The organism is Halomarina ordinaria, from assembly GCF_030553305.1.
Classification (GTDB): domain Archaea; phylum Halobacteriota; class Halobacteria; order Halobacteriales; family Haloarculaceae; genus Halomarina; species Halomarina ordinaria.
In genome coordinates this window covers 84,036-110,793 of the sequence record NZ_JARRAH010000003.1, presented here as the reverse complement: position 1 = coordinate 110,793, position 26,758 = coordinate 84,036, and the positions used below count along the sequence as shown (strand labels likewise).

At 68.3% G+C, this 26,758-nt stretch carries 21 protein-coding genes; 12 read left to right on the top strand and 9 right to left on the bottom strand.

All coding sequences use genetic code 11. The annotated features are described in order from the left end of the window. The first annotated feature begins 183 nt into the window (after positions 1 to 183). Positions 184 to 1,305, top strand: a complete 1,122-nt coding sequence (locus P1Y20_RS16495; protein WP_304449806.1) for an MBL fold metallo-hydrolase — start codon at positions 184 to 186, stop codon at positions 1,303 to 1,305. A 216-nt stretch (positions 1,306 to 1,521) separates the two neighbouring features. On the opposite strand, the gene P1Y20_RS16490 is transcribed toward P1Y20_RS16495, so the two are convergent. Then, the gene (locus tag P1Y20_RS16490) at positions 1,522 to 2,295 is read right to left on the bottom strand and encodes an SDR family NAD(P)-dependent oxidoreductase (RefSeq protein ID WP_304449805.1); all 774 of its coding nucleotides are present in this window, start codon (positions 2,293 to 2,295) and stop codon (positions 1,522 to 1,524) included. A 334-nt stretch (positions 2,296 to 2,629) separates the two neighbouring features. Here P1Y20_RS16490 and gfo6 point away from each other — a divergent pair, with 334 nt between their 5' ends. The 3 genes from gfo6 (at position 2,630) to P1Y20_RS16475 (ending at position 6,211) form a co-directional block, all read left to right on the top strand. Beyond that, positions 2,630 to 3,706, top strand: a complete 1,077-nt coding sequence (gene gfo6 / locus P1Y20_RS16485; RefSeq protein ID WP_304449804.1) for a D-xylose 1-dehydrogenase Gfo6 — start codon at positions 2,630 to 2,632, stop codon at positions 3,704 to 3,706. Positions 3,707 to 3,838: 132 nt separating this feature from the next. Continuing rightward, complete coding sequence (locus P1Y20_RS16480) at positions 3,839 to 4,882, top strand: zinc-dependent alcohol dehydrogenase (RefSeq protein WP_304449803.1); 1,044 nt, start codon at positions 3,839 to 3,841, stop codon at positions 4,880 to 4,882. Between the two features lie 99 nt (positions 4,883 to 4,981). After that, positions 4,982 to 6,211, top strand: a complete 1,230-nt coding sequence (locus tag P1Y20_RS16475) for a mandelate racemase/muconate lactonizing enzyme family protein (RefSeq protein ID WP_304449802.1) — start codon at positions 4,982 to 4,984, stop codon at positions 6,209 to 6,211. 251 nt (positions 6,212 to 6,462) lie between these two features. Here the strand turns inward: P1Y20_RS16475 and P1Y20_RS16470 are convergent, their stop codons facing one another. Next, the gene (locus tag P1Y20_RS16470; RefSeq protein WP_304449801.1) at positions 6,463 to 7,878 is read right to left on the bottom strand and encodes a GntP family permease; all 1,416 of its coding nucleotides are present in this window, start codon (positions 7,876 to 7,878) and stop codon (positions 6,463 to 6,465) included. A gap of 154 nt (positions 7,879 to 8,032) precedes the next feature. Further along, the gene (locus P1Y20_RS16465) at positions 8,033 to 8,899 is read right to left on the bottom strand and encodes a fumarylacetoacetate hydrolase family protein (RefSeq protein ID WP_304449800.1); all 867 of its coding nucleotides are present in this window, start codon (positions 8,897 to 8,899) and stop codon (positions 8,033 to 8,035) included. A 109-nt stretch (positions 8,900 to 9,008) separates the two neighbouring features. Here P1Y20_RS16465 and xacF point away from each other — a divergent pair, with 109 nt between their 5' ends. Together xacF and P1Y20_RS16455 are read left to right on the top strand one after the other, a co-directional pair. Next, positions 9,009 to 10,448 (top strand): 2,5-dioxovalerate dehydrogenase, encoded by a 1,440-nt coding sequence (gene xacF / locus P1Y20_RS16460; protein ID WP_304449799.1) that lies wholly within the window; start codon positions 9,009 to 9,011, stop codon positions 10,446 to 10,448. A 149-nt stretch (positions 10,449 to 10,597) separates the two neighbouring features. Continuing rightward, positions 10,598 to 11,497 carry a dihydrodipicolinate synthase family protein gene (locus P1Y20_RS16455; RefSeq protein WP_304449798.1) on the top strand — a complete coding sequence of 300 codons (900 nt, stop codon included), beginning with the start codon at positions 10,598 to 10,600 and terminating at the stop codon, positions 11,495 to 11,497. Between the two features lie 13 nt (positions 11,498 to 11,510). On the opposite strand, the gene P1Y20_RS16450 is transcribed toward P1Y20_RS16455, so the two are convergent. Both P1Y20_RS16450 and P1Y20_RS16445 read right to left on the bottom strand, forming a co-directional pair. Beyond that, on the bottom strand, positions 11,511 to 12,296 hold the full coding sequence (locus P1Y20_RS16450) for an HpcH/HpaI aldolase family protein (protein ID WP_304449797.1): 786 nt from the start codon (positions 12,294 to 12,296) through the stop codon (positions 11,511 to 11,513). A gap of 99 nt (positions 12,297 to 12,395) precedes the next feature. Further along, positions 12,396 to 13,139 (bottom strand): SDR family oxidoreductase, encoded by a 744-nt coding sequence (locus tag P1Y20_RS16445; RefSeq protein WP_304449796.1) that lies wholly within the window; start codon positions 13,137 to 13,139, stop codon positions 12,396 to 12,398. Between the two features lie 153 nt (positions 13,140 to 13,292). Between P1Y20_RS16445 and P1Y20_RS16440 the strand changes: the two genes are divergently transcribed. From P1Y20_RS16440 to P1Y20_RS16430, 3 genes are all read left to right on the top strand, one after another. Then, on the top strand, positions 13,293 to 14,468 hold the full coding sequence (locus P1Y20_RS16440) for an enolase C-terminal domain-like protein (protein ID WP_304449795.1): 1,176 nt from the start codon (positions 13,293 to 13,295) through the stop codon (positions 14,466 to 14,468). Between the two features lie 462 nt (positions 14,469 to 14,930). Continuing rightward, positions 14,931 to 15,686, top strand: a complete 756-nt coding sequence (locus tag P1Y20_RS16435) for an IclR family transcriptional regulator (RefSeq protein ID WP_304449794.1) — start codon at positions 14,931 to 14,933, stop codon at positions 15,684 to 15,686. Between the two features lie 614 nt (positions 15,687 to 16,300). Continuing rightward, entirely contained in the window at positions 16,301 to 17,269 is a 969-nt protein-coding gene (locus P1Y20_RS16430; protein WP_304449793.1) for a C-terminal binding protein, read from the top strand. A 658-nt stretch (positions 17,270 to 17,927) separates the two neighbouring features. Here P1Y20_RS16430 and P1Y20_RS16425 read toward each other — a convergent pair. The 4 genes from P1Y20_RS16425 to P1Y20_RS16410 form a co-directional block, all read right to left on the bottom strand. Further along, entirely contained in the window at positions 17,928 to 18,941 is a 1,014-nt protein-coding gene (locus tag P1Y20_RS16425; protein WP_304449792.1) for an alcohol dehydrogenase catalytic domain-containing protein, read from the bottom strand. 67 nt (positions 18,942 to 19,008) lie between these two features. Continuing rightward, a complete protein-coding gene (locus P1Y20_RS16420; RefSeq protein ID WP_304449791.1) occupies positions 19,009 to 20,172 on the bottom strand; it encodes a pyridoxal phosphate-dependent aminotransferase in 1,164 nt (387 codons plus the stop codon). Between the two features lie 137 nt (positions 20,173 to 20,309). Continuing rightward, on the bottom strand, positions 20,310 to 20,903 hold the full coding sequence (locus P1Y20_RS16415) for a flavin reductase family protein (protein WP_304449790.1): 594 nt from the start codon (positions 20,901 to 20,903) through the stop codon (positions 20,310 to 20,312). A gap of 63 nt (positions 20,904 to 20,966) precedes the next feature. After that, on the bottom strand, positions 20,967 to 23,606 hold the full coding sequence (locus P1Y20_RS16410) for a heavy metal translocating P-type ATPase (protein WP_304449789.1): 2,640 nt from the start codon (positions 23,604 to 23,606) through the stop codon (positions 20,967 to 20,969). Positions 23,607 to 24,228: 622 nt separating this feature from the next. On the opposite strand from P1Y20_RS16410, the gene P1Y20_RS16405 reads away from it, so the two are divergent. The 3 genes from P1Y20_RS16405 (at position 24,229) to P1Y20_RS16395 (ending at position 26,463) form a co-directional block, all read left to right on the top strand. Further along, positions 24,229 to 25,359, top strand: a complete 1,131-nt coding sequence (locus P1Y20_RS16405) for an FAD binding domain-containing protein (RefSeq protein ID WP_304449788.1) — start codon at positions 24,229 to 24,231, stop codon at positions 25,357 to 25,359. A gap of 107 nt (positions 25,360 to 25,466) precedes the next feature. After that, positions 25,467 to 25,652, top strand: coding sequence for a hypothetical protein (locus tag P1Y20_RS16400; protein ID WP_304449787.1), 186 nt, complete (start codon positions 25,467 to 25,469; stop codon positions 25,650 to 25,652). A 22-nt stretch (positions 25,653 to 25,674) separates the two neighbouring features. Beyond that, positions 25,675 to 26,463, top strand: coding sequence for an acetoacetate decarboxylase family protein (locus P1Y20_RS16395; protein WP_304449786.1), 789 nt, complete (start codon positions 25,675 to 25,677; stop codon positions 26,461 to 26,463). Positions 26,464 to 26,758: the final 295 nt, after the last annotated feature.

Here is a 26,758-nt window from a genome sequence, read left to right as displayed (position 1 = left end):
ACTGGAACCCGCGACGTGATGGGGGTAGCGAGGGTGAACGAATCTGGAAAACCCCTCCTCCGAGCACCGCACCGCCTTCGCTCGACGGAACGAGGGGACCACTGCGGTCGGTGCACCACGTCTTGTCGACACGCCCGCGAAGCCAACTGATTTAAGTAGCTGTAGTGTATAGTTGTGGTTGTTATGAGCACTACTACATGCGAGCCGACGACGGTCGCACGACGGGTACAGGACGACGAGGACGGGCCGTTCGTGCTCGACGTCAGACCGGAGGATGACTTCGAAGAGTGGCGGATTCCCGGCAGCACGAACCTCCCCATCTACGACGAACTCCTCGACTACGATTACTCCACGCTGGAGACGCACCTCGACGAACTCCCGGCGGACGAGGAGATCGTGGTCGTCTGTGTCGCCGGCGTCACGTCCGCACGCGCGGCCGAGTTCCTCCGTGAGCACGGCTACGACGCGACGTCCGTCGACGACGGGATGAACGGCTGGGGGCGCGTCCACCGTCAGTACGACGTCGACGGCGTCGACGGCGTCGTTCAGGTCGTTCGCCCTGGGACCGGGTGCGTCTCCTACCTGGTCCACGACGGCGACGAGGCGGTCGTCGTCGACCCGACGCAGTACGTCGACGAGTACCTCAACGCCGCCGAGGAGCGCGACCTCGAGGTCGTCGGCGTCGCCGACACGCACGCCCACGCGGACCACGTCTCCGGAGCGCGGCGCCTCGCGGGGGAACTCGACGTTCCCTACTACATCCACGGGGCGGACGCCGGGGAACTCGACCGCGTGACCGAGCTCGCCGACGGCGACGTGCTCCCGGTCGGCGACCGCGAGCTCGCGGTCCGCCACACGCCCGGTCACACCCCCGGCAGCGTCTCGTTCGAGTACGGCGACGCGCTCCTCTCCGGCGACACGCTGTTCCTCCGAAGCGTCGGTCGGCCCGACCTCGAGGACAGCTCCGAGGACGCCGTCCGCGAGGCCGCCGAGCGGCTGTTCGACAGCCTCGACGAGCTGACCGACCTCGACGACGGGACGGTCGTCCTCCCCGGGCACTTCAGCGAGGAGGACGTCCGACCGCTCGCGACCGAACTCGGGGAGCTGCAGGCGGAGACGACGAACGAACTGCTCAGCTACGTCGAGGAGGGCGACCGGGAGGCGTTCGTCGAAACCATCGTCGAGAGCCTCGCGGACGAGCCCGCGAACTACAACGAGATCAAGCGGATCAACTGGGGCACGGAGCAGCCGGGCGACGACGTCGAGGAACTCGAACTCGGCCCGAACAACTGCGCCGCGAACTGAGGACCGGGGCCGCTCTCGGCTGTCGACGTACGCGCGTAGACCGTTCGACGGGACCGCTCGCGCTCCGGTCGCTCACCGTGTGTGGTCGAATTCTCGTCCACGACCGGGCGAACCGCCGTCCTCGTTCGGTGACGGGTCGTCCGTCGCGAGGCTCGACCTTGTCGAGGGTCTCGCTAGTGGTCCGTCCGGTACACTCGCCGAGCGCACCGACCGGGTCTAGAGAGCGCTGTCCGCGAACCCGCCGTCGACGGTCACCACCTCCCCCGTCACGAAGGAGGCGGCGTCGCTCGCGAGGTAGACGGCCGCGCCGACGATCTCCTCGCGACGTGCCACGCGGCCGAGCGGGGTTCGCTCGTCGATGCGTGCGCGTTTCTCGGTTCCGTCGGCGTACGTCTCGGCGTTCTGTGGGGTGATGACGAACCCCGGCGCGATGGCGTTGACCCGCACGTCCGGGGCGAGTTCCTTCGCCGAGGCACGGGTGAACGCCTCGACGCCGCCCTTCGCGGCGCTGTACGCCGGGAGGTCCGCCATCGCGAGCCGAGCCGACAGCGAGGAGATGTTGACGACCGACCCTCCGTCGTCCAGCGCCGGGGCGAACGTCTGGGTGACGCGGCGGACGCCGTCGAGGGCGACGTCGGTGACGAACGACCACTCGTCGTCGGAGATGTCCCGAACTGACGCCCGGGAGATGGCTCCCTGCGACGCGACGACGACGTCGACGCCGCCGAGTTCGTCGGTCACCGTCTCCCGGACGCGCGCGAGCGAGTCGCCGTCGGTCACGTCGCAGGTGACCCGCGCCGTCTCGACCCCCCGTTGCTCGATGGCGTGCGCCGTCTCCTCGACCTTCGCCTCGTCCCGACTCGTCGCGACCACGTCCGCCCCCTCCGCGGCGAACCCGAGGGCGATAGCCTGTCCGATACCGCTCGTCCCACCGACGACGACGGCTCGCTTGTCCTCGACGGTCACCGGCGTGTGCGAGTACGTGCCCATACAGACGTCACGCTCGTCTGCCGGCATGAGTGTTTTCATGGGGAGAGCGGGGAGAAACGCCGGAGACGCCTCGCGGTCTCCACGGTGGTGGACGCCTGCCCGTCACTCGCGAGTAGTCGGGCTCGAGTTCGACCACGCTCGCCACGCCGAAGGCGGCCTCCGGGAGGTCCTCGCCGTTCGCGAGCGTCGACGAGACGATAGCTGGGCGACGTGCTGTCGGAGAGGCGGGAGAGTTCTCCCGATGACGTCGCCGTCGGCGCGTCAGTCGCCGTCGGAACGAGCCAACGTGACGCCGGACGGTACGACTTTAGTGCCGTCACTCGAACGAGCGGTCGTGACAGAGCACGCACTCATCGGCCGGTTCGACGAGCGAGACTGGGAGACGAACCCGGAGGGCACGGTCAGGTTCGCGCTGATCGGTCTGGGGTGGTGGACCGTCGACGTCGTCGTCCCGGCGCTCGAACGGACCGACTACTGCGAGGCGACCGTCCTGGTGAGTTCGAGTCGGGAGAAGGCAGCGCGGCTCGCGGACCGCCACGACGCGGATCGGGGCATCACCTACGAGGAGTACCACGACGGCGTCGGGAGCGAGGCGTACGACGCCGTCTACGTCGGTACCCCCAACGCCTACCACCTCGAGTACGTCGAGACCGCCGCCGACCTCGGGAAGGCCGTCCTCTGTGAGAAGCCGCTCGAGGCCAGCGTGGAGCGGGCCGAACGCCTCGTCGAGGCCGCGGAGGCCGGCGGCGTGCCGCTGATGACCGCCTACCGAATGCACACCGAACCCGCGGTCCGGCGGGCGAAGGAACTCCTCGACGACGGGTTCGTCGGCGAACCGGTCCACGCCTACGGCAACAACACCCAGCCCGTCCTCGAGATGATTCCCGACCCGGACCAGTGGCGCCTCGACCCCGACGTCACGGGATACGGCACCTCCGTGATGGACCTCGGAATCTACCCCATCAACACCGCCCGGTTCCTCCTCGACCGCGACCCGGTCGCGGTGCGAGCCCGGATGGCCTCCACGCACGGGGCGTTCGCCGACGTCCCCGATCAGTACGCGTCGATGACGCTCACGCTCGAGGGCGGCCTCCCGCTGCTCTGTACCACCAGCCAGCACGCCCAGCAGGACTCACAGCTCACGATCGTCGGCACGGAGGGCGCTATCGAACTCCACCCGGCGTTCCACGGCGAGGCGAAACTCCGCCTCGCTTCGGGGAGCCTCCGGGTGACGGTCGACGACGTGGACTTCGACGAGGTCGCGGAGATGCGCGAGGAGTTCGACTACTTCGCGGACCGGGTCCTCTCGGGTGACCCGATCCTCCCGGACGGCCGGCACGGTCTGGCGGACATGCGGACGATCGCGGCCGTCCACGCGTCGGCCGAACGCGACGAGCGAATCGAACTCTGAGCTCACCACCGCGTCCACCTCCTCGCCGCCTCGACGGGGGAGCCGTCGAACCGGCGGCCGTTCCTCGAGGCGCCGTCGAGTGAGCGGCGACGAACCCCCAGAACTATACAGTGCGATGACGCAGACGGTCGCATGCGAGGACTCGCCAAGACCAGTCGGAGCCGTGGAGCCCTGGAACTCGTCGACCTGCAGCGACCGTCGCCCGGGCCGGACGAGGCGCTCGTCGAGGTGGACTACGCGGGCCTCTGTGGGAGCGACGCGGGCATCTACGAGTTCGAGTCGGCGTTCGAACGGATGGAACTGCCGACGGTCATCGGCCACGAGTACACGGGGCGAATCGTCGAGACCGGTGCGGACGTCACGCGGTTCGCGGTCGGCGACCGGGTCGTCGAGCGTCCCATCCGCGGTTGCGGCGCCTGCTATCAGTGCGAGATGGGGGAGGAGAACGTCTGTCAGAACGCCGTCATCACCGGCGTCGACCACGACGGCGCCTACGAGGGGTACGTCGCGGTCCCCGAGACGGCCCTCCACCCCGTCCCCGAGGGGATGGACCCGAGACACGCCGCGCTGGTCGAACCGACGAGCATCGGCGCCCGCGCGGTGATCGAGAACTCCGAGGTTCGACCCGGCGACCGCGTCCTGGTCGCCGGCCCCGGTCCGATCGGCCTCCTCACGGCGCAGATCGCGCGGGCGCAGGGCGGCGACGTCGTGGTCGCCGGCGTCGGCCGCGACGCCGCCTACCGCCTGCCGCTGGCGGAGGACCTCGGCTTCGCCACCGTCGACGTCGAGGCCGACGACCTCGACGCCGTCCGCGACGACCTGACCGACGGCGTGGGCTACGACGTCGTGTTCGACACGACCGGCCACCCCTCCGGGCTGCCGATGTCCGTCGAGGAGGTCCGCAAGGGCGGGCAGATCGTCCTCGTCGGGCAGACCGGCGAGACCACGATGCCGTACTCGCCGCTCGTGCGCGCGGAAATCGACCTCCAGTGCTCCTACGCGTCGATGTACGAGGACTTCGAGCGCTCGCTCCGCCTCATCGCCTCGGGCGACGTCGACCACGCGACGTTCCTCGACGACCGGTTCAGCCTGCTCGACGCCGAGGCGGCGTTCGAGGCGTTCCTCGCCGGCGAGACGTGTAAACCCGTCTTCGACGTCTCGGCCCTGCGCGACTGACGGGCCGGAGTCGGAGACCACCCACCCGTCGTCTCGCCTCTCGTCTCCGCCGCAGCCTCAGACAAACTTTTGTAGCGTCGACCGGAGTTCCGACCGCAGATGGACTACAGACAGCTCTCCGACCCGAACGCAGAGTACACCATGCGCGACCTCTCCGCCGAAACCATGGGCGTCTCCAACTCCCGGGGCCCCCGGGACGTCGAGATTACGGACGTCCAGACCACCATCGTCGACGGGAACTACCCGTGGACGCTGGTGCGCGTCTACACCGACGCCGGCGTCGTGGGCGACGGCGAGTCCTACTGGGGGGCGGGCGAACGGGAGATCATCGAGCGGATGGCGCCGTTCGTCGTCGGCGAGAACCCCCTCGACGTCGACCGCCTGTACGAACACCTCGTCCAGAAGCTCTCCGGCGAGGGGTCGATCGGCGGGAAGGCCATCTCGGCCATCTCGGGCATCGAACTCGCGCTGCACGACGTCGCCGGGAAACTCCTCGACGTACCCGCCTACCAGCTCCTCGGCGGCAAGTACCGCGACGAGATGCGGATCTACTGCGACTGCCACACCGAGGAGGAGGCCGACCCCGAGGCGTGTGCCGACGAGGCCGAACGCGTCGTCGAGGACCTGGGCTACGACGCCCTGAAGTTCGACCTCGACGTCCCCTCGGGCCACGAGAAGGACCGCGCAAACCGCCACCTCCGCGGCCCGGAGATCGAGCACAAGGCCGACATCGTCGAGCGCGTCACGGAGCGCGTCGGCGACCGCGCCGACGTCGCCTTCGACTGTCACTGGTCGTTCAGCGCCGGGAGCGCGCACCGACTCGCGGAGCGCCTCGAGGAGTACGACGTCTGGTGGCTGGAGGACCCGATCCCGCCGGAGAACCACGACGTGCAGGCGGAGGTCACGAGGCGCACCTCGACGCCCATCACCGTCGGCGAGAACGTCTACCGCACCCACGGCAACCGGCGACTGTTCGAAGAGCAGGCGGTCGACATCGTCGCGCCGGACGTCCCCCGGGTCGGCGGGATGCGCCAGACGCGGAAGATCGCCGACCTCGCGGACCTCTACTACGTCCCGGTGGCGATGCACAACGTCTCCTCGCCCATCGGGACGATGGCGAGCGTCCACGTCGGCGCGGCGATTCCGAACTCCCTCGCGGTGGAGTACCACTCCTACGAACTCGGCTGGTGGTCGGACCTCGTCGAGGAGGACGTCATCGAGGACGGGTACGCCGAGGTTCCGGAGAAGCCGGGACTCGGCGTCACGCTCGACCTCGACGCCGTCGAGGAGCACCTCGTGGAGGGTGCGACGTTGTTCGACGAGGCGTAGCCGACGTCGAGCCAGCGGGAGGTTGTCCCGCGCTGTTCGACGAGGCGTAGCCGACGTCGAGCCAGCGGGAGGGTTGTCCCGCGCTGTTCGACGAGGCGTAGCCGACGTCGGGTGCAGAACCGGGACGCCGCCCCCTCGTATCGAGCCGTCGACCACCCAGTCGGGTGCCGTCGCCACGTGTCGTCGAATCGAGCGAGTGACTGCCCGTGGTCGACCACACGTTCGAAAAAACCGGAGCGGTGAGACCGTCTTCAGGCCATCGGGAGGACCGACGAGAAGGCCAGTGTGCTCAGCAGGCCGCTGAATCCGATGAGGATCGTCGCGACGGTCCACGTCTTGAGCGTCTCCGCCTGCGTGAGGCCGCCGATCTCCTTGACGATCCAGAAGCCGCTGTCGTTGTACCACGAGCAGAACGACGCGCCCGCCCCGATGGACATCACCAGGTACGCGAGGTTGACCTCGAGACCGCTCGCCAGCGGCGCCATGATCCCCGCGGTGGTGACGATGGCGACCGTCGCCGACCCCTGGACGAGGCGGACGCCCGCCGCGATCAGCCACGCCGTCACGAGTAGGCCGAGACCGACCTGCTCGAGACTGCCCGCGATGTACTCGCCGGCGCCGGCGGCCTCGATCATCACACCGAACGCCCCACCGGCCGCAGTGATGGCGGCGATGTGACCGCCGCTCTTGAGCGCGTCGGTGAGTTCGTCGGAGAACGTGTCGCTGTCGAGGTCGCTCACGCGGTAGAACGTGAGCGCCGCCGCCATCGCGGCGACCGTCAGCGCGAGGTTCGGGTCGCCGAAGAAGGTCGTAACGCTGACCAGCGTGGCCGTGGCGCTCTCGCCGATGAACGCCGTTACGGAGCCCTCGAACGTCGTGACGAACGTGTTCGAGGTGACGAGGAGGACCGCAAGCAGGATGGGCAACAGCGACTCGAACACGCCGGGGAGCGCGCTGGTCGGGACCTCGTTCTGCTCGTCGAGTTCCTCGACGGTCGTGCCCATCGCGTCCCGGAGCGGGATGTCGAGCCGCCGGTTGATCCAGTAGCCGTAGCCGAGCCCCGAGATGAGTGCCGTCGGCAGGCCGACCATGAGCCCGATGAGAATCGTCTCGCCCAGGTTGGCGCCGAATTCCTCGACCGCGAGGAGCGGTCCGGGGGTCGGCGGAACGAACCCGTGCGTGACGACCCCCGCGGCCCCGACGGCGACGATGAACAGGGTGTAGTTTTGCCCCTGCCGCGACCGGGCCGCGCGCGCCAGCGGCGCGAGCAGGTAGAACACGTTGTCGAAGAACACCGGAATCGACATGACGAAACTGCTGCTGAACAGCGAGATCTCCGTGTTGTCGTCGCCGAAGAGGCTCGTGAACCCCCGGACGATGCGATTCGCCGCCCCGCTCTCGACCATCGCCTTGCCGATGATCGCCGCCATCAGGATGGGGATACCGATACCGGCCATCCCGTTCCCGAAGGCCGTCGCGAACTCGGCTGGTACGTCCGCGAACGGGATCGCCGGCGCGACGACCCCGACCACGAGGCCGGCGATCACGAGCGAGACGAACGCCGGGAGGTCGAGGACGACCAGCAGCAGGACGATCGTCACGATTCCCGCGAACAACGCGAGGAGCGGTGCCTGTCCACCCGCCTGTAGCACTGTGGTACCGAACATCACGACTACATGCATAGTTAATGTACTTTACTTTTTCTCATTATTGTCTGTCACCTATGTGGCGTGTAAAGGTCCGGGAGAGCGCGTCTCGCTCCGCACCGCGGCGACGAGCGACTCCTGGCCTTCGCGTCGTCTCCGGGACGCCGTGTCCGACTCACACCTCGACGACCGGGTTCGTGAGTTCGCCGATACGCTCGATGGCGATGGTGACCTCGTCGTCCGGCCGGAGCGTGAAGTCGTCGTCGGGGACGAGCGAGGTGCCGGTGAGCAGGACGCCGAGTTCGGGGACGACGTCGTGGGCCCGCCAGTACTCGACCAGTTCGTCGCAGGTCCGGGTCATCTCGCCGATCGAGGTTCGGTCGTCGTAGCGGACCTCGCCGTCGCGCGTGATGGACATCGACATCGAGAGCTCGTGGGGGTCGCCGACCTCCGAGGCGGACGCGACGCAGGGGCCGAGCGAACAGCACCGGTCGTATATCTTCGCCTGCGGGAGGTACAGCGGGTTCTCCCCCTCGATGTCGCGGCTGCTCACGTCGTTGCCGATGGTGTACCCGACCGTCGAGCCGTCGTAGAGCACGATGCCGAGTTCCGGTTCTGGGACGTTCCACGCGGAGTCGCCCCGGACACCGACCGCCTCGCCCGGGCCGACGGTCCGACTCGGCGTCGCCTTGAAGAATATCTCCGGGCGCTCGGCCTCGTACACGTCGAGGTACATCTCCGGCATCCCGCTCTCGGCCTCGCGCGCCGCCTCGCTGATCTCGTAGGTGACGCCCGCCGCCCACACCTCCTCTGGGACCACCGGGAGCGTCCCGTCGGCGAGCGCGTCGGGAGCGACGGTCGGTGCCTCGGCCGTGAGCCCCTCGGCCACCTCGTCGACACCGACGCCCACGGCGTCGGCCGCCGCCGCGAGCCGTCCGAACCCGTTCAATCGGGGTTTGACTGCCGTCAGATCGTACGCCGTCTCTCCGTCGACGGCGATCAGCCTGTACTGGTCACCGCTCGAAAGGCGCTGGTACCGCATGGGCGACTCCACGTCTCGCCCCGTTATAGCTTCTCGGCTCCGGACGGGTCGAGGGGCGCGGGCGTCCGTACAACAAGAACTATGAGCGAACGGGTCGACGCTGAAACGAATGCCAGACCAGCGACTGAACTACGTCGACGGCGAGTGGACCGACTCCCACACCGGCGAGACGTTCGAGACGACGGACCCCGCGACGCCCGGGGAGGTCGTCGCGACGTATCCGCAGTCCGACGCCGAGGACACGGAGCGGGCGATCGAGGCGGCGCGCGACGCGAGCGAGGAGTGGCGGGAGACGCCGGCCCCCGAGCGCGGGCGTATCCTCCGACAGGCGGGGGCGACGCTGGAGCGACGCCGGGACGAACTGACCGAACTGCTCGTCCGCGAGGAGGGCAAGACCCGGACCGAGGCGGGCGGCGAGGTCCAGCGAGCGATCGACATCTTCCACTACTACGGCGCGAAGGCGAGCGACCTCGGCGGGACCGTGAAGAGTTCGAGCGCACGTGACGTGAACCTCTACACGACGAACGAACCGCTGGGTGTCGTCGGGCTGATAACGCCGTGGAACTACCCCATCGCCATCCCCGCCTGGAAGCTCGCGCCGGCGCTGGCGACGGGCAACGCGGTCGTGATAAAGCCCGCCACGCTCGCGCCCGGCGTCGTCCACGAGATGGCGCGCGCGCTCGAGGAGGCGGGGCTCCCCGCCGGCGCCCTCAACGTCGTCACCGGCCCCGGGAGCGCGGTCGGTGACACCCTCGCCGGCCACGAGGCGGTCGACGCCGTCTCGTTCACCGGCAGCACGGCCGTCGGGAACACCGTCTACGACACCGCGACGGCCGACGGCAAGCGTGTCCAGCTCGAGATGGGCGGGAAGAACCCGACGGTCGTCTCACGCACCGCGGACCCCGAGGAGGCGGCCGACATCGTCGCGGCCGGCGCGTTCGGCGTCACCGGCCAGGCGTGTACCGCGACCTCCCGCGCCGTCGTCCACGAGGACGTGTACGACGAGTTCGTCGACGCTATCGTCGACCGCGCCGCGTCGATCGACCACGGCCACGGACTCGACGACCCGGGCATGGGACCGCACGTCAGCGAGTCCGAACTGGAGAGCACCCTCGAGTACGTCGACGTCGCCCAGGGGGAGGGCGCCACCCTCGAGTACGGCGGGTCGGCGCTCGACCGCGAGGGACACTTCGTCGAACCCGCGGTGTTCTCCGACGTCGACTCCGAGATGCGTCTCGCCCAGGAGGAGGTGTTCGGGCCGGTCCTCGCGGTCATCCCGGTCTCTGACTTCGACGAGGCGCTCGCGGTCGCCAACGACGTCGACTACGGTCTCGCCGCGAGCGTCGTCACCGACGACCACACCGAGGCGAACCGCTTCGTGCGCGAGATAGAGGCGGGCGTCGTCAAGATCAACCAGAAGACGACGGGCCTCGAACTGCACGTCCCCTTCGGCGGCGTGAAGGACTCCTCGAGCGAGACGTACCGCGAACAGGGCGACGCGGCGCTCGACTTCTACACCATCAGCAAGACGGTGTACGACACCTACTGACGCGGCGCCACCGCCTCCGAGTCGACCCTCTCGACTTCTCTTCGACACACTACACCACCGGGTGTCGACCACGACCCGTGTCGACGGACGCGACGACGACTCCCGTCGAGGTACCAACCTATAACTACCGTCGCGGGGGAGAGTCCTACATGACCGAAGACGTCGCACGACGGTTCGAAGGCGCTCACTGTCCACTCGTCACCCCGTTCGAGGGCGGGGAGGTGAACCACGAGGCACTCGCGAGGCTCGTCGACCACGTCCTCGGGGGTGGCGTCGACGGACTCGTCCCCTGCGGGACGACCGGCGAGTTCGCGAGCCTCGACGACGCGGAGTACCGGGCGGTCATCGAGACGACGGTCGACGCCGCCGAGGGCGCGCCGGTGATGGCGGGCGCGGCGGAGACGAGCGTCCCGGAGACGCTCGCGCGAATCGAGACGGCCGCCGACGCCGGGGCCGACGCCGCCCTCGTCACGCTCCCGTACTTCCACGGCTCGAACGACCCCGCGGGCGACGCGGCGTTCGTCCGCGCCGTCGCCGACGACGCCGCCCTCCCGGTGTACCTCTACAACATCCCCGCCTGCGTCGGGCGTCCCATCGCCCCCGAGACGGTGGTCACCCTCGCCGACCACGACCGGGTCCTCGGCCTGAAGGACTCCAGCGGCGACTTCAACTACTTCTCGGAACTCCTGCGCCGGACGCCCGACCGGTTCCAGCTGTTCGAGGGGTTCGACAGCCACCTCGTCGCGGGGCTGGTGTTCGGCGCCGCCGGCGGCATCAACGCGCTGTCGAACGTGATTCCGGAGGCGTTCGCTGCGTCGACCCGCGCGGTCCGGTCGGGCGACGTGGCGACGGCCCGCCGGATTCACGAGGAGCGCGTCGCGCCGCTGTTCCAGCAGTGCGTCGCCCACGGGTTCGCTCCGGCGACGAAGACCGCGCTGCGCGCCCGCGGCGTCCTCGACGGTGAGGAGGTCAGACCGCCGCTCGTCGAACTCGACGACGACGCGCGCGACGACATCGCCTCGCTCGTCGAAGGCGTCGCCACGGAGTAGCGCCGAGACGGACTCACTCCTCGCCGTCGGTCACCGCTCGCGAGTGCTCGAGCGCCGCCGCCGCGCTCTCGGCGAGGTGCACCACGTCCACGCCGGCGACGAGGTAGTCGACGTCCCACGCGAGACGCGCCTCGCGCTCCTCGGCGCTCGTCGCGAGCGTCCCCACCGCGACGCCGGCGTCGCGGGCCGCGTCGACGACGTGGCCCACCGCGTCGACGAACTCCTCGTCGTCCCACTCGCCGAACCGGCCCATCGACATCGAGAGGTCGACGGGGCCGACGAACACGCCGTCGACGCCCGGCACCGCGGCGATCTCCGCGGCGTTCTCGACGGCCCGCTCGGTCTCGATCTGGACGTACCGGACGACCGCGTCGTCGGCCGTCTCGACGTGTTCGGCGAGCGAGCGACCGTAGTCGGACGCGCGGGCGACGCCGAGTCCGCGCCGGCCGGCCGGCGGGTAGCGACACGCCTCGACGACCTCGGCGGCCTGCTCGGCCGTCTCGACCATCGGGACGAGCACCGCCGACGGGCCGAGGTCGAGCGTCCGTTTCAGCGTCGTCGGGTCGCCGTCGGCGACGCGGACGAGCGACTCCGTCTCGCCGGGGGCGGCGTCCACCGCGCGGAGCAGGTTCCCGATCGTCTCGTACGACATCGGGGAGTGCTCCTGGTCGACCGCGAGGAAGTCGTACCCCAGCCCCGCGAGCAGTTCCACCGCGGACGGGTCGGGAATCGACGCCCACGTCCCCACGAGCGGGGCGGTGGCCTCGTCGATGCGCGCCAGTCCAGGTCCTTCGGACATAGTGTGGGCCTCGCGGCACGGGTATGTATAGCTTCGACTTCGAGCCGACGTTGCCGGCGGTCGGTCGCGGTCACGAGGTGCCGCCGTCGGCCCCGTCCGTCAGAAGTGCGAGAACTTGTCCCGGCGGTAGAGGTCGAGTTCGCTCACGGAGTTCGGCGGCCGCTGTTTCGCGGCGAAGACGACGGCGTCGGCCACGTCCTCCGGTTCGGACGCCTCGTCGGGGCCGTAGCGTTCCTCGAAGGCGTCTCCCGACTCCGACCCGAACTCCGTCCGCACCTCCGTCGGGTTGACGACGGTGACGGCGACGCCGTCGTCGCCGACCGCGCCCGCGAGGCTCAGCGCGAACCCGCGCGTCCACCACTTCGTCGCCGCGTACACCGGAGCGTCGGGCCGCGGGTGTTTCCCGGCGAAGCTCCCGACGAAGGCGAGGGTACCGTCGGACTCCCGGAGGTGCGGCACTGCGGCCTGTGCGGTGTAGAACATCCCGTCGACGTTGACGTCGGTCATCAGTTCGTACTCCTCGACGGAGAGGTCCTCCACGTCGGCGTCGACGCCGAGGCCCGCGTTGGCGACGACGACGTCCAGCCCGCCGAACGCCTCGACGGTCTCGTCGACCGCCGTCGTCACCTGCCCGCGGTCACGCACGTCGGTCGGGACGACGATGGCCGCCCGGTCGTGCGTCTCGCGGACGTCCTCGGCGACGGCTTCGAGCCGTTCCTCGCGTCGGGCCGCGAGCGCGACGTCGGCTCCCGCGGCCGCCAGTCGGAGGGCGGTCGCCCGACCGATTCCCGAGGTGGCTCCCGTCACGAGCGCAGCACTGTCTTCGAGCGCGTGGTCGCTCATGCGTGACACGCTCTCGCTGCGACACGGTAAAGCTACGGGCTCGACTCGTTCCGTCTCGACGAAGAGGGAACACCCCGCCGCCGAGCCCCCGTGGGGACGACGACGCCTGCGAACCCACCAGCGTTTATTAGGACCCACCGTGATGGCCGAGGTATGGCACCGACAATCACGCGAATCGAGAGCACCGAGTTCCGGTACCCGCTCGAGGACGTCGGCACCGACGGGAACGGGTTCAACCTCGCGTACGAACCGGGGACGACGACCCACCGGAAACTGTTCGCGCTGAAGGTCCACACCGACGTGGGAATCACCGGCGAGTACGTCGGCGGGAACTCCCCGGCGGCGGCGCAGCTCAACACGTTCGCCGACTACCTCGTCGGGAGGAACCCGCTCGACCGCGAGCGACACTGGAGCGAGGTCAAGCGGGCGCTCAGGAAGTACGACCGCATGGGCATCGGACCGCTCGACATCGCCCTGTGGGACTTCGCGGGCAAGTACTACGACGCACCGGTCCACGAACTCCTCGGGACGTACCGCAGGCGCCTCCCGGCGTACGCCTCGACCTACCACGCCGACGACCACGGCGGCCTGGACTCGCCGGAAGCGTACGCCGACTTCGCCGAGGAGTGTCTGGCGGCGGGCTACCCCGGGTTCAAGATACACGGGTGGGGCGGGAGCGACGACGCGCGCGACGTCCAGCGGGAGGTCGCGACGATACGCGCCGTCGGCGAGCGGGTGGGCGACGAGATGGACCTGATGTCGGACCCCGCCTGCGAACTGGAGACGTTCGCGGACGCGCTGAAGGTCGGTCGCGCGTGCGACGAGTACGACTACCTCTGGTACGAGGACCCCTACAGGGACGGCGGCATCTCCCAGCACGCCCATCGGAAGCTCCGCGACATGATCGACACGCCGGTCCTCCAGACCGAACACGTCAGGGGACTCGAACCGCACACGGACTTCATCGCCAACGACGCGACCGACTTCGTCCGCGCGGACCCGGAGTACGACGCCGGTATCACGGGCGCGATGAAGATAGCGCGCGTCGCGGAGGGGTTCGGCCTCGACGTCGAGTTCCACGCGCCCGGCCCCGCCCAGCGCCACTGTATCGCCGCCACGCGCAACGCGAACTACTACGAACTCGCGCTCGTCCACCCGGAGGCACGGAACACCCAGCCGCCGGTGTACCGGGGTGCGTACTCCGACATGTTCGACACCGTCGACGAGGACGGGACGGTGCCGGTCCCCGACGACCCCGGACTCGGCGTCGAGTACGACTGGGACTACGTCGAGGCGAACAAGACCGGGAGCGTCCACACCTACGAGTAGGGCACCAGTCGTCCCCGTCCGGTTCCCGGACCACCCGCCCGGACCGGCCCCGGACGCGTCACGACCTCGCTCGCCGCCGTCGACGAGCAGGGACTCGCGGTCGGTCGCGTCGTCCTGACGCCCCCGCGTTTCGCTCCGCGAAGACCGACGCGTCACGACCCCCATCGACAGGGTCGACCGTCGAGGGCGTTCTATCATCGAGAACCCTCGGCTGGTACCACCTCTCGAACGCCGTGTGAACACGGAACGCCGGGCGTGAGCGACCGCGACGTCCGACGCGCCAGTCGAGGAATCGACGTCCCGGACCTGTGCCGACTCGCGACGGCGCTATAGACGTCGGGCGTGGCGCTCCGGTCCACGGGGTGTGCCGTCGCTTCCCGCGCGAGCCGCCGACCGGGGTGACCGTTGGCCGCGTTCTGCCATCGAGAACACTTATGTGGGTGCTCCGAGGAACCCACTCGCATGGACGCGAAACACCCGGTGCGGGCGACCGAGAAGACGCTCACGCTGGTCGAGGAGCTGATGGACCGAGGGCCGAGCGGCGTCACGGAACTCGCGGACGCCCTCGAGACGAGCAAGAGCACCGTCCACAACCACCTGACGACGCTCCGGGAGCACGGATACGTCGTCAAGGCCGGCGACGAGTATCGGCTCGGACTGAAGTTCCTGGAGGTGGGCGGTTCGACCCGCAAGTCCATGGAGTTCTACCAGGTCGCCGAGCCGGAGGTGAAGGCGCTGGCCGACGAGACCGGCGAGCTCGCCAACCTGCTCGTGGAGGAGCAGGGGATGGGCGTCTACCTGATGCGTTCGAAGGGCGAGGAGGCCGTCGACCTCGACACGTACGCCGGCCTCCGGACGCCGCTCCACATCACCGCGCTCGGGAAGGCGATACTCGCACACCTGCCCGAGGAACGTGTCGAGGAGATCGTCGACCGGCGCGGACTCGCACCCAAGACGCCCCACAGCGTCGGGACTCGCGAGGAGTTGAACGACACGCTGGCCGACGTCCGCGAACGAGGCTACGCGATAGACGACGGCGAGCGACTCGAGGGGCTCCGGTGTGTCGCCGCGCCGGTGAGGGGCCCCTCGGGCGTGGTCAGCGGCGCCATCAGCGTCTCCGCGCCCGCGAGTCGAATCGGCGACGAGGACCTCCACGGCAGCCTCCCCGAGCGCGTCCTCAGCGCGGCCAACGTCATCGAACTCAACATCAACTACTGACGGGGTGTTCTGCGATACGGAACGGACTGCGGGGGGAGGGGGTCGCGTCCTCACCGAAGGCGGGGTTCCGAGAGCCCGAACGGAAGAGAGGTCACGGACCGTCGTCAATCGGCGTCTTCGACCACACGACAGCGCGAACGTGACAGGCACTCGTACGAAGACGCCCGTTCTCTATTACAGAATAGACCGTCCAGGGAGATGTCGGCGGTCCCAAGGCGAGGAATCGGAACGCGCCCGTGAACGACCGCTGGACAGGGTCGGCGCTGAGACGATTCGAGGCTCCTCCTTCGACGACACGCTCGCCCGCTCCCATTCCGTGAGCGTATCGACCTTGGCGGGTTCGAATAACAAACATATAGCCGTTATGCAAACGAACCAACGGGCTCTCAACGGCCGACGTTCGTTCGGTAGGAGAGAACGAGAGGGGTCCTCGACCACCCCGTCGGAGTCGCTCCGCGTCCGCTGTGCGTTCGTCTCTCCCTCACCACGGGGGGTCTCTGCCTTCGATACGCAGTCGGTGCGGACGGCAAATCGTTCACGGACCCGCCGTCTCACCCTCGTCCACTCGCCGCCCGCCCCGACGTTTTTTGCCCCCGCGAGTCACTTCCTACGCCATGACGTACCAGATAGCGATATCGCAGGCCGACTACCCGGACGCGGAGGTGGAGCGAGCGGTGTTCGACGCTGTCGACGCGGACGTGGTCGTGGGGCACGCAGAGAGCCCCGCGGAGCTCGTCGAACTGGCGCGCGGTGCCGACGCACTGCTGGTCGAGTACGCCGACGTGACCGCCGCGGTGCTCGACGCGCTGGACGACCTGGTCGTCGTCTCGCGGTACGGCATCGGTGTCGACAACGTCGACGTCGAGGCGGCGACGGGGCGCGAGGTCGCCGTCACGAACGTCCCCTCGTACTGCGAGGAAGAGGTCGCGACACACGTGCTCGCGCTGTTACTCACCGTGGTACGCGAGACGGCCCAGTACACCGCGGCCGTCGAATCCGGGACCTGGGACTGGAAGGTCGCCACGCCGATCGAACCGGTAGTCGGCAAGACGGTCGGTTTCGTGGCGTACGGCAAGATACCCCGGGCCGTCGTGCGACTAGCGCGGGGGTTCGACTTCGAGTACCTCGTCTACGACCCGTACCTCGACGCCGGCGATATCGCCGACGAACCGGTCGAACGGGTCGACTTCGAGACGCTGCTGGCCGAGTCCGACATCGTCTCGGTTCACGCCCCGCTGGTCGACGAGACGCGACACCTGTTCGACGCCGACGCGTTCGCACGGATGCGTAAGGATGCCGTCCTCGTCAACACCGCTCGCGGCCCGCTGGTCGACGAGACGGCGCTGAACGACGCTCTCAGGGAGGGAGAACTGGGCGGGGCCGGCCTCGACGTCATGGTCGACGAACCGGTCGAGTCGTCGCCGCTGTTCGAACTGGACTCGGTCGTGGTGACGCCCCACGTCGCGTGGTACTCCGAACGCTCGCTCGACGAGGTGCGACGCAAGGCCGCCGAGAACGTCGTGCGGTTCCTGGAGGCCGGGGAACCGCACGGGTTCGTGAATCGGGATGCGCTGAACAGATAGGGTCATACATGTACATTACTCACAATATTATCTGATGAAACGCACACGTATACCGGTTCACTTGTATATCGTATATTTATGTACATGTTCAAAATTGATATACTCACTCGGTCGAGAGACGACGAAGTCCCCGGAGGCGGTGTCGACAGATTCCGATGAACACCCCGACCGTATATCCGTTCTTCGGGTCGAATATCGGTTGAATCGGTGATTCACCACCGGTCACTAGTACCGATCACTACTTCGCGTCGTGACCTCGACCGAGGCCACGACCTGTGCATTACCAATGAAATAGACCGTGGAATCTATCTCTCAGCAGTCTGCTTCTACGTGTAATGGTGCGCGCACGATATTTGTGGGTGTAGTACACTATTGTATATATTATACACAAGTACGGTGTGAGATTGCCCACGGCCGAGGAAGTCTAATATATGTCGGTAGTACGCTCTATAACCACACACTAATAGTGGACACTGCGAAACGAATAATCCAACAGTCATTATATCGGGGGATTTGGTTTGCATCCCCGTAGCAGTTCGTCACCGTGACAGGGCGTGGAACGACGTCGGTCTGTACTGTCCGGGTCATCGTAGTCGGACGTGTCATCCCTTTAGTGCATCCGGAGAACCCGCGAGAACCCATTTCGACAGGGAGCGCCCTACGGGGTTACGACGAGTTTACCGACGCTCTCGCGGTCCTGCATCGCCGCGAACGCCGCACCGGTCTCCTCGAGCGGGTAGGTCCCGTCGACCTCCGGCACGAGCGCGCCGTCGGCGACGAGGCCGACGAGTCGCTCCAGGTCGCCCTGCGTCCCCATCGTACTCCCGACGACGCGCTTGTGGCCGAGGAAGAGGTCGGGGATGTCGACCTCGGAGGTCCCACCGGCCGTCCGGCCGCAGACCGCCATCCGGCCGCCGCGTCGCAGGACGTCCAGACCGACCTGGGTGTACGCGCCACCGAGGTGGTTGAGCACGCCGTCGACCGGTCCGATGTCGGCGACCGCGTCCCGGATCTCGTCCGGGTCGGTGCTCTCGATGGCGTGGTCGAGGCCGAGCGATTCGAGGCGGTCGAGTTTCTCCCGCGAGGACGACGTCCCGACGCTGTGTGCACCGAACGTCGCCGCCAGTTGCACCCCGGCGACGCCGACGCCGCCGGTCGCGCCCGGGACGAACACGAGGTCGGCCGGCCCGGCCTCGACGCGGCGGAGCATGTGGTACGCGGTCGTGTAGGCCGTCGGGAGCGCGGCGGCCGCCGTCGTTTCGATGTCGTCGGGAAGCGTGACCAGGCGGTCGCCCCGGACGCGGGCGACCTCGGCCAGCCCGCCGTGGTAGAGCGAGAAGTTCTCGCAGAGGTTCTCCGGACCCTCTCGGCAGTAGCGACACGTCCCGCACGTCTCGTTCGGGCAGAGTACCACCCGGTCGCCCTCCCGAACACCGGTGACGCCCTCGCCGACGGCCCGGACGGTCCCGGCGACGTCGAGACCGCTGACGAACGGCAGGTCGTCCGTCTCGACCATCGCGGAGTCACCCTCGAGGATCCAGAGGTCGTGACGGTTGATCGCACACGCCTCGACGTCGACGACCGCCTCTCGGGGTCCGGGGTCGGGGGTCGGTCTGTCGATTATCGAGACGCCGTCCGGGCCGGTGAGTTCGCTGAAAGCTGCGACACGCATCGAACGGGGGTTCGCGCCCCGCCCAGTTAGCAGTGGGGGAGCGGACTCCTCGACCGGGGAAGGACGACTACCAGAAGCGGTGTTCGTCGAGGCGGGCGAGCGCCTCCTCGATGGTGGCCTCGTTCCGCGAGAAGGTGAAGCGGACCCAGTCCGCGGTCCCGTCCGTGTAGAAACTGCTCCCGGGGACGACCGCGACGCCCGCCTCTCGAACGAGGCGGAGCGCGAACTCGGTGTCGTCGACGTCGCCGGGGTAGCGCGTGAGCATGTAGTACGCGCCGTCCGGTTCGACGGGGTCCAGGCCGACGTCCCGGAGGCCGTCGTACAGCGTGTCTCGCCGGCGCTCGTACGACGCCGCGAGGTCGGCGTAGTACCCGTCGGGGAGCGAGAGCGCCTCGACGCCGGCCACCTGGAAGGGGGTCGGAGCACAGATGCTCGTGTAGTCGTGGACCTTGCGGAGTTCGGCGGAGAGGGGTTCGGGTGCGAGCGCGAACCCGACGCGCCACCCGGTCACGGAGTAGGTCTTGGAGAGACCCGTACAGACGACCGTCCGCTCGGCGAGGCCGTCGACTTCGACGGGACTGACGTAGTCGTCCGTGTAGACGATGTGCTCGTAGATCTCGTCCGTGACGACGACGAGGTCCTCCGCGACCGCGACCTCGGCGATCACCTCGAGTTCGCTCGGCGTGAAGACCGTCCCCGTCGGGTTATGGGGATGGTTGAGGAGCAGGAGGGAGGCCTCCGTCGCGGCGCCACGGAGCGCCTCCGCGTCCACTTCGAGACCGTCCGTGATGTCGAGCGGGACGGGACGGCCCCCCGCGAACTGGACGGCGGGGATGTAGCTCTCGTAGGTCGGTTCGAAGTAGATGACGCCGTCGCCGGGGTCACAGAGCGAGAGGAGCGTGGCGACGACCGCTTCGCTCGTCCCGGTGGTGACGGTGACCTCGGTGACCGGGTCGTACGAGACGCCCTTCCAGTCGGCGTAGCGTCCCGAGACCGCCTCGCGGAGTTCCGGGAGGCCCCAGGTTATCGTGTACTGACTCGACGTGTCGATCGCGTCCTTCGCGGCCTGTTTCACCCGGTGCGGGGTCTCGTCCTCGTCGGGTATCCCCTGCGCGAGGTTGATGGCGTCGTGTCGGTGCGCCTCGCGCGTCATCTCCCGGATGACGGACTCGCGCATCCCGGTGACGCGTTCGCTGCCGATCGGACGGGGGAGCGTGGATGGGTCCGGCATACATCGGACTCCTCCCGACTCGGGTAAGAACCCTGCCGATGTCTGGGGGCGCGCTGCCCCCGGCCGAAGCACGCCAGGCGACGCGAACGGCGGCGATGGTCCACCGGAGAGACAATTGATAGGCGATTCTTCCCGACTCAGAACTGCCTGGTCAGCTCCATCCGGTCGATGCTCGTGTAGTACGGTCCGCCGAGGCGACCGACCGTGTCGAGCGCCTCCATCGAGAGGTCGCCGTCGACCAGCACCGCCTCCGAAACGTGAAACGTCTCGACGTCCCCGAAGACGACCGTGCGGTCGTGTATCTCGACGGACTCCCGGTACGTACACTCGATGTTGATGACGGCGTCCGCGACGCGGGGCGGCGTGACGTGCGTCGACGGTGCCCGCTCGACGCCGAAGGCGTCGAACTCGCTCTCGTCCGGCGGGAGGTCCGCCGAGGTCCGGTCCATCTGCTCTGCGACCCCTTCGGTGACGACGTTGACAACGAACGCCCCGGTCTCGAGCGCGTTCCTGGCGGTGTCTTTCCGCTCACCGGTGTCACGGGCGTTCGCGCTGAACATCAGCACGGGCCGTTCGGACGAGACGTAGTTGTAACAGCTGAACGGGGCGAGGTTGTCCACTCCCTCGACGCTCGTCGTACTCACCCACCCGATGGGACGGGGGGTGACCGCCGACTTGACGATACGGCTGTTCGCTCGCGCGCTGAGGTCGCGCACCGGGAACTCCTGCATACGTCTCCGGACGTCCCTGGACGTTGTATAACACACTGGTCCCCGCGAACCGGGCCGCTGGGATCAGGGCGACTCACCGGGCGTGGCGCGAACCCGCGACAGCCGCATCGCGTTCCCGGTGACGCCGACGGTCATCCCGGCGTCGCCGAACAGCACGGCCGCCCAGATGGGCAGGCCGAACGGGACGGCGACGGCGAGCACCGCTTTCGCCCCGAGGCTCGTCCAGATGTTCTGCCGGATGACCCCGTTGGCCCGGTGCGAGAGGTCGTAGAGGTACGGCAGTCGCGAGAGGTCGTCGCCCATCAACGCGATGTCGGCGGTTTCGAGGGCGGTGTCGGTCCCGGCCGCCCCCATCGCGACGCCGACGTCGGCGGTCGCGAGCGCGGGCGCGTCGTTGATGCCGTCACCGACCATCGCGACGGTGCCGTACTCGCGCTGGAGCGCCTCGACCGCGTCGACCTTCTCCTCGGGGAGGAGTTCCGCGCGCACGTCGTCGACGCCGACCTGCTCGGCGATGGCGTTCGCGGTCCGTTCGTTGTCGCCGGTGAGCATGACGACGTGTGCGACGCCGAGGTCGTGGAGTCGTTCGACCATCGCAGCGGCGTCGGGACGGAGCTCGTCGGCGACGGCGATGACGCCCTCCAGTTCGTCGTCGGTCCCGACCAGCACGACGGTCTTGCCCTCCGACTGGAGCCTTGGGACCGTCCCCTCGAGCAGGTCGACGCAGTCGTTGCGCTCGCAGAGGTGCCGGCTCGTCGTCGTGACCGTTCCCCCTTCGGTCGTCGCGTGAACGTGCGAGAGGTCGAAGCCCAGTTCCTCGAACAGGCCCGGTTTGCCGGCGAAGTGGGGTGTCCCGTCGAGGTCCGCCCGGACGCCCTTGCCGGTGATGCTCTCGAAGCCGTCGACCTCGCGGTCGTCGACGCCGCGGTCGTCGGCCTGTGCGACGATGGCCTCGCCGATGGGGTGTTCCGACCGGGTCTCGAGGCCGCGCGCACACCGTAACACGTCCTCCTCGGTGTTGTCGTTGAGCGGGACGACGTCGGTGACGACGAGTTCCCCCTTCGTGAGGGTGCCCGTCTTGTCGAGGGCCACGGCGTCGACCTCGCCCATCGCTTCGAGGTGGTCGCCGCCCTTGATGAGGACGCCGTTCTTCGCGGCGCTGGTGATACCCGAGACGACCGAGACGGGCGTCGAGATGACGAACGCACACGGACAGGCGAGGACGATGAGCGTCAGCCCGCGGACGAACCACGTCACCCAGTCCGCACCGAACGCGAGCGGCGGAATCACCATCGCTGCGAGCGCGACGCTGACGACGGCGGGCGTGTAGTAGTGCGCGAACCGCTCGACGAACTGCTCGCGGTCGGTCTTGTTGGACTGGGCGTCCTCGACCATCGAGACCACCCGCGAGATGGTGTTGTCGCTCGCCTCGCTGGTCACCTTCACCTCGAGGTACCCCCCTTCGTTGACGGTTCCGGCGTACACCTCGTCGCCGGTCGTCTTGTCGACGGGGACGGACTCGCCCGTGATGGGCGCCTGGTTGACCGCGCTCTCGCCGTTGACGACCTCGCCGTCCATCGGGACGTTCTCGCCCGGGCGGACGAGGACGACCTCGCCGACCCGGACGTCGTCGACCGGAACGGTCACCTCGGTTCCATCGCGACGGACCGTCGCCTCGTCGGGTGAGAGGTCCATCAGTTCGCGGAGGGAGTCGCGGGTCCTGTCCATCGAGTAGCGTTCGAGCAACTCGGCGACGCTGAACAGGAACGCGAGCGTCGCGGCCTCGAAGTACAGCGCTGCGCCGAAGCCCAGGCTCGCGACGAGCGCGCCGACGATCGCACCGCTCATCAGGAGGTCGATGTCGAGGTTCCAGTTACGTGCGGAGTAGTAGCCGTTGCGGACGATGGTCTGGCCACCGACCGCGACCGCGACCAGGAAGAGTACGTCCGCGAGGAGTACCTCTCGACCGAGGACGCCCAGTACCTCGACGTTCGGTCCTCGAAGGACGAACTCGAAGAGGAGGCCGAGGCCGACGAACGCCCCGCTGATCCACGTCTTGACGGCCCGCTGGCTTCGCCAGACGCTGTCCGGCCGGCCCACCCCTGCCGCGTCGTCCTCCTCGGCGTTCGTCACGGCGTACCCCGCGTCCTCGATGGCGTCGACGAGTCGACGACGTGAGACGGTCCGCTCGTCGAACTCGACCCGGACGGTCCCGCTCGTCGGCCGCGTCTCGTACCGCCTGACACCGCGAACCGACCCGAGGGCGTTCTCGACCTTCCCGGCACACGAGGCACAGTCCATGTCCGGGACGTCGAACTGGGCCGTCCGCGGTCCGCTACTCGCCTCGACCGTGTACCCCGCTTTCTCGACGCGGTCGCTGATGGCGTCGGCGTCGGTCTCGGACTCGTCGTAGCCGACGAGCAGTCGCCCACTCGTCACCTGTGGGTCGACCGAGTCGATTCCCTCGAGCTGTCGAACGCTCGCTTCGACTTTCTTCGCACAGGACGCGCAGTCCATGCCGGGTACCGTCAACTCGACGGCCGTCTCGTCGTCGAGACTACCCTCGGGAGGGCCCCCGCGCGACGAGTGGTGCTCGCCGTCGGCGTCCTGCCTGCGGCCGCGACGGGGGTCACGACCGCCGGAAGACTGCGCCGCCCCCCTCCCGGATGGTGCCGTATCGGAACCGGGAGCCTCGTCTGTCATATCTCGAGCTAGCCGTCCGAGACGTATTAATCGAGCTGTTAGGAACCCGCCTGTTTACTAGAAACGTTATTACTCGAATGGAGTTCGTTTGTTAACTCCGCCGCCCGCGCTCGACATCACACAGTCGACTGCACGGTTCGTCACACAGACCGCTGACCGTTCGTTCGGTAGCGTCGGTGCGGCGGGGACGTCAGTGTACTGTAGAGGCTCGAAGACACAATACCGTTCCGACGGCGCGACCGTCTCGTGTGTGGTGCGACGCCGTCGAGGAACACAGGTGGGGATGAGGTTCGGAAGTCACACGGGGCCCGTCGTCGAACACTCGCACGGGCGGTACGGGAGACGTCTCCCCCGGTCTGCCCGTCACACGACTCCGAGAACGCAGGCCCGCCATCGGGTCGGTGACTTCGCGCCTGTAGTACCTCTGGAACACTACAGTCCTCTTCAGGTACTATGGGATGGGATGTTATACCTCTTTTTGTCCGCTCGTGACACGTTACGACAGGTGCCTGACGAAGCGGCGTCGTGTCACGTTCGAACTCGACTATGGTCGACGACGTCCTGCGGCGCTCCCGGACCGTCCGGGGTTTTAGTCGTGACCGACGTAGGGACGCTCGAACCCATGAGGCGTACGTCGGACCCGAACGAACTCCGTATCGCCGTCTCCGGCGGTTCGATGGGCGGGCTGTTCACCGGCCTCGCCCTCCGCGCGGCCGGGCACGAGGTCGCCGTCTTCGAGCGGTCGGACGTCGAACTGCGAAGCCGTGGGGCGGGTATCGTCGCCCAGCCCCTGATGCTCGACGTCCTGCGGGACCACGGAACGACCCCCGAGCACATCACGACCACGACGTCGCGGCGCGAGTACCTCGACCGGAACGGGACCGTCGAGCGAGGGTACGAGGAGGCGATGACATTCACGTCGTGGGACGCCGTCTACCGGTGCCTCCGCGAGTCGTTCCCCGACGACCGCTACCACTCGGGACGGACGACCGCCGGAGTCGACGTCCACGACGGGACGGTCACGGTCCGCTTCGAGGAGGGCGACGCGGTCGAGGCGGACCTCGCCGTCGTGGCCGAGGGCGGGCGGTCGGCGACCCGCGAGGCCCTCCTCCCCGACGTCGAGCCCGAGGACGCCGGCTACGTCGCCTGGCGGGGCGTCACCCCCGAAGCCGCCGTTCGCCCCGGCGTCCGCGAACAGTTCGAGGACACGTTCACCTTCTATCAGGGACCCGACGGCCTGATTCTGGCCTACCTCATCCCCGGGCCCGACGGGGAGACCGCGACCGGCCGGCGTCGGCTCAACTGGGTCTGGTACGATGACCTCGAGAGGGCGGAGCGAGCGCGACTCCTCACGGACGCCGACGGCCGCCAGCGGACGTTCTCGGTCGCCCCGGGCGACCTCAGGGTCGACGTGGTGGACGGATTGCGGACGGACGTCGACGAACGGCTCCCGGCCGTGTTCGCGGACCTCGTGGCGGGTACTGACCGACCGTTCGTTCAGACGATATACGACCTCACGGTCCCCGAGATGGCGTTCGGCCGCGTCTGCCTGCTGGGGGACGCCGCGTTCGTCGCCCGACCGCACACCGCCGCCGGGACGGCGAAGGCCGCCGCCGACGGCGTCGAACTCGCGGCGACGCTCGACGGGAGCGACGTCGTCGGGTCGCTCCGTGACTGGGCGGCGTCACGCCTCGCGGCCGGTCGGCGACTCGTCGCACGGGGCCAGCGGATGGGGGACGACTACATGGACTGACCTCGCCTCTCGCGACGGGACCTTTATCATCGTTCGTGTGAAACAGTTCGTTCCTTCTGCCAGTGCGATGCCTCGCACGTCGCATCTGACGGGGGAGGACGAATATCATGACCGAGGAACCATTCGCCAGCGAGGAGTGGTGGGAGGAGTATCGGGCGGTCGTCGACGCGGATGTCGAGAAGCTGTTCCGAGCGTACCTGAAACCCGTCCTCGACGACGTCCGGGGTGTCCGAGACGAACCGCTCCCCGACGTCTTCACCCCCGCAGCCGTCGGCGTCGACGCGAACAAGTGACCTTCCGTCCTATCCAACGACCATGAGTGAAACACCGTTCGACCCCGAGGCGTACACCGGAATGCCCGAGGGTGAACACGTCCCGGCGCCACAGTTGATCAAGAACGCGCGGATGCTCATCGTCGGCTACGAGGCCGACCCCGAGGCCCTCGAGGCGGCGCTCCCGCCCGGACTCGAACCCCACCCGAACAACCTCGTCCAGATGAACATGTACCGGGTGCCGTCGGCCGACCAGACGAGCCACCTCGACCCGTACACCCTCACCTACCTGACCGTCGAAGTCGCCGACCACGACAGCCGTGCGACCAGCGCGGCGGCGGGCGAGATGTCCGTCCCCGGTCGGTTCTGGGTGGGCTACTGGAACGACTCGCCGCAGATGCAGGCCTACACGCGAGAGAGTAGCGGTATCCCGGCGCTGGAGGGAACGTGCGACTGGACGGAGGACGACGGCCAGTTGGTCTCGACGCTCTCCGTCGCGGGCAACCCGGTCATCGAGGCGGAGGCGAGCGTCGGCGACGAACAGGTCGACACGCTCACCGGCCACCTCCACTACTACGCACACCGACAGCTCCCGGACCCGGCGGGCGGCCGCGCACAGGTGAACGAACTCGTCGAGGTGCCCATCCCGTTCGTCAGCGAACTGTACGAGGCCGAGGTCGACCGCGTCGACTTCGACTTCCCGTCGGGGTCGCGGTTCCAGCGGTTCGCCCCCGACGAACCGCTCTCGACGCCGTCGGTCCTCCACGGGACGGTCACGTTCACCTACTCGCAGGGGCGCTGTATCCGCGATTACCTCACCGAGGACGGCTGACGAGCGAGCCCGTCCCGACCGCTCCGACGTGACCGACCCTCCTCGCACGGGCGCTTCGGCTCGCGGGGAGACGACGGGTAAGCGATGGGTTGGCACGGAGTGGTAACGCGGCGTCTCGGGTGGCTGGTGGTAGCCCCGGTAGACGGGAGCCTCGAAAGAGCCGACGCTCGGTGCAGTGTCATGAGACGCCGCGTACGTGCCAGCTGGTGACTAACTCTCAGACGGTGTCGCGGCGTCTTGTCCTTGTACCATGCGTCAGGGGTCGACAGGAATCAGGTCGGAAACCTCCGAACCC

Excerpts from the sequence above, each read along its gene's own strand:
- P1Y20_RS16455 (WP_304449798.1), top strand. The coding sequence starts at position 10,598 with ATGACCGAAGACGTCGCACGACGGTTCGAAGGCGCTCACTGTCCACTC.
- P1Y20_RS16495 (WP_304449806.1), top strand. The coding sequence starts at position 184 with ATGAGCACTACTACATGCGAGCCGACGACGGTCGCACGACGGGTACAG.
- P1Y20_RS16475 (WP_304449802.1), top strand. The coding sequence starts at position 4,982 with ATGGACTACAGACAGCTCTCCGACCCGAACGCAGAGTACACCATGCGC.
- P1Y20_RS16405 (WP_304449788.1), top strand. The coding sequence starts at position 24,229 with ATGAGGCGTACGTCGGACCCGAACGAACTCCGTATCGCCGTCTCCGGC.
- P1Y20_RS16490 (WP_304449805.1), bottom strand. The coding sequence starts at position 2,295 with ATGGGCACGTACTCGCACACGCCGGTGACCGTCGAGGACAAGCGAGCC.
- P1Y20_RS16425 (WP_304449792.1), bottom strand. The coding sequence starts at position 18,941 with ATGCGTGTCGCAGCTTTCAGCGAACTCACCGGCCCGGACGGCGTCTCG.
- P1Y20_RS16395 (WP_304449786.1), top strand. The coding sequence starts at position 25,675 with ATGAGTGAAACACCGTTCGACCCCGAGGCGTACACCGGAATGCCCGAG.
- P1Y20_RS16430 (WP_304449793.1), top strand. The coding sequence starts at position 16,301 with ATGACGTACCAGATAGCGATATCGCAGGCCGACTACCCGGACGCGGAG.
- P1Y20_RS16410 (WP_304449789.1), bottom strand. The coding sequence starts at position 23,606 with ATGACAGACGAGGCTCCCGGTTCCGATACGGCACCATCCGGGAGGGGG.
- P1Y20_RS16470 (WP_304449801.1), bottom strand. The coding sequence starts at position 7,878 with ATGTTCGGTACCACAGTGCTACAGGCGGGTGGACAGGCACCGCTCCTC.
- P1Y20_RS16400 (WP_304449787.1), top strand. The coding sequence starts at position 25,467 with ATGACCGAGGAACCATTCGCCAGCGAGGAGTGGTGGGAGGAGTATCGG.
- xacF (WP_304449799.1), top strand. The coding sequence starts at position 9,009 with ATGCCAGACCAGCGACTGAACTACGTCGACGGCGAGTGGACCGACTCC.
- P1Y20_RS16465 (WP_304449800.1), bottom strand. The coding sequence starts at position 8,899 with ATGCGGTACCAGCGCCTTTCGAGCGGTGACCAGTACAGGCTGATCGCC.
- P1Y20_RS16480 (WP_304449803.1), top strand. The coding sequence starts at position 3,839 with ATGCGAGGACTCGCCAAGACCAGTCGGAGCCGTGGAGCCCTGGAACTC.
- P1Y20_RS16445 (WP_304449796.1), bottom strand. The coding sequence starts at position 13,139 with ATGAGCGACCACGCGCTCGAAGACAGTGCTGCGCTCGTGACGGGAGCC.
- P1Y20_RS16415 (WP_304449790.1), bottom strand. The coding sequence starts at position 20,903 with ATGCAGGAGTTCCCGGTGCGCGACCTCAGCGCGCGAGCGAACAGCCGT.
- P1Y20_RS16420 (WP_304449791.1), bottom strand. The coding sequence starts at position 20,172 with ATGCCGGACCCATCCACGCTCCCCCGTCCGATCGGCAGCGAACGCGTC.
- P1Y20_RS16435 (WP_304449794.1), top strand. The coding sequence starts at position 14,931 with ATGGACGCGAAACACCCGGTGCGGGCGACCGAGAAGACGCTCACGCTG.
- P1Y20_RS16440 (WP_304449795.1), top strand. The coding sequence starts at position 13,293 with ATGGCACCGACAATCACGCGAATCGAGAGCACCGAGTTCCGGTACCCG.
- P1Y20_RS16450 (WP_304449797.1), bottom strand. The coding sequence starts at position 12,296 with ATGTCCGAAGGACCTGGACTGGCGCGCATCGACGAGGCCACCGCCCCG.